Annotated in this window: 6 protein-coding genes and 1 pseudogene; 1 reads left to right on the forward strand and 6 read right to left on the reverse strand. The window is 45.7% G+C overall.

Annotated elements, in window-relative coordinates; all coding sequences use genetic code 11:
• The 6 genes from IQ270_RS27610 to IQ270_RS27635 form a co-directional block, all read right to left on the reverse strand.
• Positions 1-313 (reverse strand): ATP-binding protein (locus IQ270_RS27610; RefSeq protein WP_193976342.1); only part of this gene is annotated, 313 nt, incomplete at its 3' end.
• 313 nt (positions 314-626) lie between these two features.
• Complete coding sequence (locus IQ270_RS27615) at positions 627-1,727, reverse strand: ATP-binding protein (protein WP_193976343.1); 1,101 nt, start codon at positions 1,725-1,727, stop codon at positions 627-629.
• Positions 1,728-2,059: 332 nt separating this feature from the next.
• The gene (locus IQ270_RS27620; RefSeq protein ID WP_193976344.1) at positions 2,060-3,244 is read right to left on the reverse strand and encodes a beta-ketoacyl-ACP synthase; all 1,185 of its coding nucleotides are present in this window, start codon (positions 3,242-3,244) and stop codon (positions 2,060-2,062) included.
• A gap of 462 nt (positions 3,245-3,706) precedes the next feature.
• Positions 3,707-4,486 (reverse strand): peptidylprolyl isomerase, encoded by a 780-nt coding sequence (locus tag IQ270_RS27625; RefSeq protein ID WP_193976345.1) that lies wholly within the window; start codon positions 4,484-4,486, stop codon positions 3,707-3,709.
• Positions 4,487-4,673: 187 nt separating this feature from the next.
• Positions 4,674-5,240, reverse strand: a complete 567-nt coding sequence (locus IQ270_RS27630) for a photosystem I assembly protein Ycf4 (protein ID WP_193976346.1) — start codon at positions 5,238-5,240, stop codon at positions 4,674-4,676.
• Positions 5,241-5,286: 46 nt separating this feature from the next.
• Complete coding sequence (locus IQ270_RS27635; RefSeq protein WP_193976347.1) at positions 5,287-5,460, reverse strand: hypothetical protein; 174 nt, start codon at positions 5,458-5,460, stop codon at positions 5,287-5,289.
• Positions 5,461-5,532: 72 nt separating this feature from the next.
• Between IQ270_RS27635 and IQ270_RS27640 the strand changes: the two are divergent.
• Positions 5,533-5,659 (forward strand): annotated as a pseudogene (locus tag IQ270_RS27640) (photosystem II D2 protein (photosystem q(a) protein)); the annotation flags it as partial.

The following is a 5,659-nucleotide window of genomic DNA, read 5'->3' on the forward strand; positions in this document are numbered from 1 at the left end:
GAGCCAAACTGTGCAAAGCTTCCCCGCGAAATCCCAAAGTAGCAATTTTGTAAAGGTCTGCTTCTGCGGTAATTTTGCTCGTACTGTGAGGCCAAGCCGCCTGCTGCAAATTTTCCAAATCCATGCCCGTACCGTTATCTGCAACCTGCACCCGCCACTGTTCGGGCCAGACAGACACAACAATGCGAGTTGCGCCAGCATCCAGAGAATTTTCAACTAATTCTCGTACCGCAGCCGCGATCGAGTCAATCACTTCGCCGGCTGCAATTAAATTGACAACTTCTGCAGGTAAGGTTTGAATAGTAACTGGCATCAGATTTTTAGCAGTTCGTTAATTAAATTCTACATGATTCTGCCGCTGGCTACACATTATTAGCCCTTGCAGAAACCGGGCTTGTTAAAAAGATGTTGTTTGGTAACAAGATATTTACTCATCAACTAAGTTTCTGAGGCTGCGTAAAAAAGTTCTAACTCTAACTTTTTTCAATAAGAGTGCTCTACGGTTGGGAATTGTCAGGTAATCTTCAGACAACGGTGCGTATTTTTTTGAAGTTTTAAACCGCAGAGCAAGGCAGATTAACGCAGACTAACGCAGATGCTTTTCAATATCTCCATACTTAAAATTGCTACCCGACCGCCAAGTTTTTAGGCAGTCGGATGTAAAAAGTTGTCCCTTTATTTTTTTCCGAATCATAAGTAATTTCCCCTTTGTGAGCATCAATAATTGACTTAGCAATCGCCGTTCCTAAGCCAGTACCAGTCCGCTTGCCATAAGTCACAAATGGTTCAAATAACTTTTCCTTAATTGCCTGCGGAATCCCCGGACCGTTATCGTAAATGCTAATTTCTGCCCACTCCTCACTTTGTGTAACAATAATCTCTACTCGCCCCCCGCGCCCGCCAAAAGCTTCAACAGCATTTCCAACTAAATTTTGCAATACGCGCAAAATCTTATTTTCGTCTGCTTCAACTATCACTTCTGTTACCTCCATCATCAAATCTACTTTTGCCACATAAAAATAAACTTTGTTCAACTTTTCAAACTGCTGTAACGTCTGAATTAGATTAACTGGTTTTTTATTTAATACAGAGTTTCCTCGCGAAAATTCCAACACTTCTTCTGCCATCCCCAACATTCGCTGCACCTGCAATTGAATAAGTTCACACCACTCTTGAGTCTCCTGATCCGGGTGCATTTCTTTGAGCATTTCGCTGGATAGTTTGATTCCGGTAAAAGGACTTTTGAAATCGTGAATGATTGTACTCACCATTTCTCCTACCAACACCATTTTTTGTTTGTGTACGAACTGGCTAACATATTGATCCGTAGTATCCCGCAAATTTTTAATAATAAAATTAAACATTTGCAGTACGGAACGGCCTTTAGCCAATTCGAGAGTTGCTATTAGTTCTTCGCGACATATTTTTGCCAGAGTCGAACCCGCAAATGCCACAGCTCTAGCACTGCGCGGCTCTCCGTCTAAAACTCCGAGTTCTCCAAAAAAATCGTCCGGTCCGGCGACAGCAATAGCTTGATATTTATTATTTTCAATCCGCTTGCTAAACTCGACTTCACCTGCTAAAACTAAATATAAAAAATCGGCTGGATCTCCTTCTTCAAAAACTAGCGTTTCTTCAGCAAAACTCTCCAATACAGCTATTTGGCACAGGTGAGCAGCTTGAAGAGGTTCAAAATAAGACATAAATCGATGAGATGCAAGATCCATGAGATAGTACCTAATTCTTAACTTAAACAGTTTCTTTCTTCTATCTTCGCAGATCGGCATTGATACATTGATAAAATACAATACTGCTTTAATCGGGTTCTATGTTCTGACATCCCCGCCCAGGAAAGGGCGAGCCTCCGGATGCGGCGCCAGACTAGGACAGCAGCAGCAATTTCACGAAAATTCTTAGTTAATTGACTAAAATCCATAAATATGGTAATATTTTTGAGATAAAAATTGGATGTGCGATCGAGTGATCTAACAAATATTACAAAATTGTAACTTTACCCAGAGCGGGCAATTTAAATGCCGAGCGGCTAAATTCCCAAAAATTAACGATCGCCAGATAAAACGATCGCAGCATTCTGCCCGCCAAAGCCAAAACTCAAACAAACCGCATTTCTCACAGCAGCCTCGCGCCCGCAGCGCACAAAATCTAATTCAAACCCCGCTTTTTTAAGGCCGGTGCAAGGCGGCAAAATCCCAGATTGAATACTCATTAAACAAAAAGCCACGCCCAAAGCTCCCGAAGCTCCCAAAGTATGACCCGTAGCCCCCTTAGTCGAGCTAACAGCAACTCCAGAGCCAAATAATTTCTGAATTAACAGCGCTTCGTGTCGGTCATTTAAATCAGTTGCAGTACCGTGAGCGTGAATAAAATCTATATCAGCCGGTGCTAAATTGCTTTGTTTCAAACATTGATTTACCGCCACGATCGCACTTTCTCCCCCCAGCTCGGGCGCAGTAGCATAACAAGCATCATTTGTCAAGCCAAAACCAGAAATTTGTCCATAAATTTTAGCACCGCGACGCCGGGCCAGCTTAGCCGATTCTAATACAAATAAAGCCCCGCCTTCACCGAGCACCAAGCCTTCCCGATTTTCATCAAAGGGATAGCACCCAGTTTTTGCCAATGCACCCATCCGGTTAAATCCAGTCAGAGTCAGCGGTGTAATTGGCGCTTCCACAGCACCCGCGATCGCCCGCTGACACTCACCGCTGCGGATTAAATCAACAGCGCGGGCGATCGACTGTAGGCCCGTCGCACAAGCAGCCATCGGCGCCAGCACAGGCCCCGTCGAACCAATTGTCCTCGCCGCCGCGATCGCCCCCATGTGAGGCAAAAAATCCACAAATTGGGAATTGGGAATTGGGAATTGGGAATTGGGAATTGGGAATTGGGAATTGGGCATCGGGAATTCCCTTCCTTCTTGCTTCTTTCCTCTTAGCAACAGTTCCAAATTTGCCTGAAAGCCGCGACTAGAGCCGATCGCAATTCCGCAATCAGGCAAAGGCAAAGTCAAATTAGCATCGTGCAAAGCATCTGCCAAAACCTGCTGAGTTAAAGCCATGAAATCAGCAGGTCTTGTGCCAATTAAAGCCAAAGGTTGCGGGTCAAGTTCTAAAAAAGGTTGATGATTCCGAATGCCACAATTCGCAGACAGCAGTTTTTTCCAGCTATTTTCCAGACTACCTAAAGCCGAAACAAGACCAATTCCCGTAACCACAACATCCAAATCTGCCCTTAGCCTCCCAAGTTTTTAGTCATTAGTTATTGGTTCAGCAATTACGCAAAGAAGCCAGGTTTCTGTGAAAAGTCTTTGCTTCGCTAGATATCTACGAGTCAACCCGGTTTCTGGCCTCTACCTGCGTCATATCGTTTCCGGTTGCATCGGAATGATTTAACCACAGAGAACACAGAGAACACAGAGAGAAATGAATACAGGACGATGAAGAGAGGAATTGATATCAGTCCTCTGGCGATCGGTCACATCCAGTCCGATCTATCGCGACAAGTATTTTGCAGTGCTAGCCTCCCGTTCGCAAGCTAGAAGTTCGCACTGCAATTGTAACCAATGACTACTGACTAATGACTACTGACTAATGACTACTGACTACTGACTAATGACTAATGACTACTGACTACTGACTACTGACTAATGACTAATGACTACTGACTACGGACTACTGACTACTGACTAACTAGCAGCCTTAAAATTTTCCTTCCCCTGAGTAACAGTAGCCTTCTCAATTCGATCGCCCGCTTCAATCTTATCGACAACATCCATCCCTTCCTTCACATAGCCAAAAACCGCATAGCTACCGTCCAAAAACGGCAAATCGGTCAAAGTAAAGTAAAACTGAGAAGAAGCCGAATCAGGATTGCCCGATCGAGCCATAGCCACAGCCCCGCGACTGTGCATCAACACAGGTTTCTCGGCAACCTCAGCTTGTTCTAGCGTTTTGCTATAAGTCGGACTCGCAGTACCTTTAGCTTTAATTTCCAGAGGAATCCTGCGTTCGCTAGAAGTTTTCGGGTCAATAAAACCCCCACTTCCCAGCCGCGCCGTAGGGAATTTAGGGTCTTTGCTTTGCGGGTCGCCGCCCTGAACAACAAAAGGCTGAGGTTCCCGCACTACTCGGTGAAATACCAGCCCGTCGTAGACTCCCTTCTCAACCAAATCGACAAAATTGCCCGCAGTAATTGGCGCATTTGTACCGTCAACTTCGATCGTAATTGGAGCACCTTTAACCGTCATCACCACTGTTGCTTTTCCATCCAAGCGCGGCAAATCCTTAAATTGCGAACTCACCGCTACAGCAGCAGGAGACGGAGACGGAGACAAAGAAATGCTTTCACCAGACGCCGGATTCGGTGTCGGAGTTGAGTTCGTCGCAGGGGAACTACCGCATCCCCCGACCAACAGCCCACCAATGATTAAAAGTGAGAACAACCACCGCTGAATTTTGATTTGCATTTGCATTTTTATTTTCACTTTCATCTTCATTCAACAAGGCAAGGTACGCAATGCGTACCCTAAACTTATCGATTTACCAGGATAATGTGCGCGCCGCAACGCGCACTAAATTTATCGATTTTGTGCGCCCAAGAGCACCCCACGAGAAACTACCAATCTCAAATCAAAAATCCCAAATTCCAAATATCTAAAGTCCTTCTAGGGGAACTTGCAAAAATCGAGCCAATTCGGCAGCTTGATTTTCCACCTCAGACAAAGCAATCGGCTGTCCAACTCTAGTCAGAGGAAACTGACGGCGGTCTTTAAGCTTAAGATAAACGCTGCGGCGGGGATTGAGACCTTCTTTAATGTCCACCCGCACAGATTGCACGTCCGATGTCTTGCAAGTAAAATCAACTTTGCGGTTTTTGCCAGGAAATCCCCAGCGAAAGATCCGAATCTTACCAGTTTGTCGATCGAACTCATTGTAACCGCCGCCGACATCCCACAGAACAGTCAGCCACAGGTAAAGCGCCAACAGCACGCCGCAGACACCGTAGAAACCCATCGCGATGCCTTGGGGGATAAAAACGAGTTCAGTCGGGTCAGCAAAAGGCAACAGGTTCACGTGCAAGTAGCTCGAAAGGCCCGACAGCAGAAAACCAGTTCCTCCAATGGTGACAACCGTCGCCCACCAGTAATTGCTGAAGCGGCGAGATCCCAAAACCTCGTAGCGCAGGACAGAATCGATCGAGGTCGTTGTTTTTGCAGTCATAAGATTAAACAGCCTTAAAGCCAAATTTTAATTCAACTAGGCTACCTCAGTCACACTTCGCTGGCACCACTGGCTCCTCAACCACCGCCAAGTCGGCCCGCGACGAAGAGTCAGCCTGCGCCAGAATTACCTCAAATCTCTCGCTTGTCCGATCGGTCACAGCTTCACCAGTACACCTGTAGTGAGTCGAATCCTGCGGTTCTAGTTGAAAATTTATCAACTTCTAATATATAGTTATGTTAACTTTAATTAGAAACCTTGGTCTTTTAACAAGCAAGAGGATTTTATCGCTATGACAATCGCAGTCGGACGCGCCCAGACCGAAAGAGGCATCTTTGATGTACTCGACGACTGGCTCAAGCGCGATCGCTTCGTCTTCGTAGGCTGGTCTGGCATCCTGCTATTCCCCTGCGCCTACA

The organism is Microcoleus sp. LEGE 07076, from assembly GCF_015207455.1.
In the GTDB taxonomy this organism is placed as follows: domain Bacteria; phylum Cyanobacteriota; class Cyanobacteriia; order Cyanobacteriales; family Microcoleaceae; genus Microcoleus.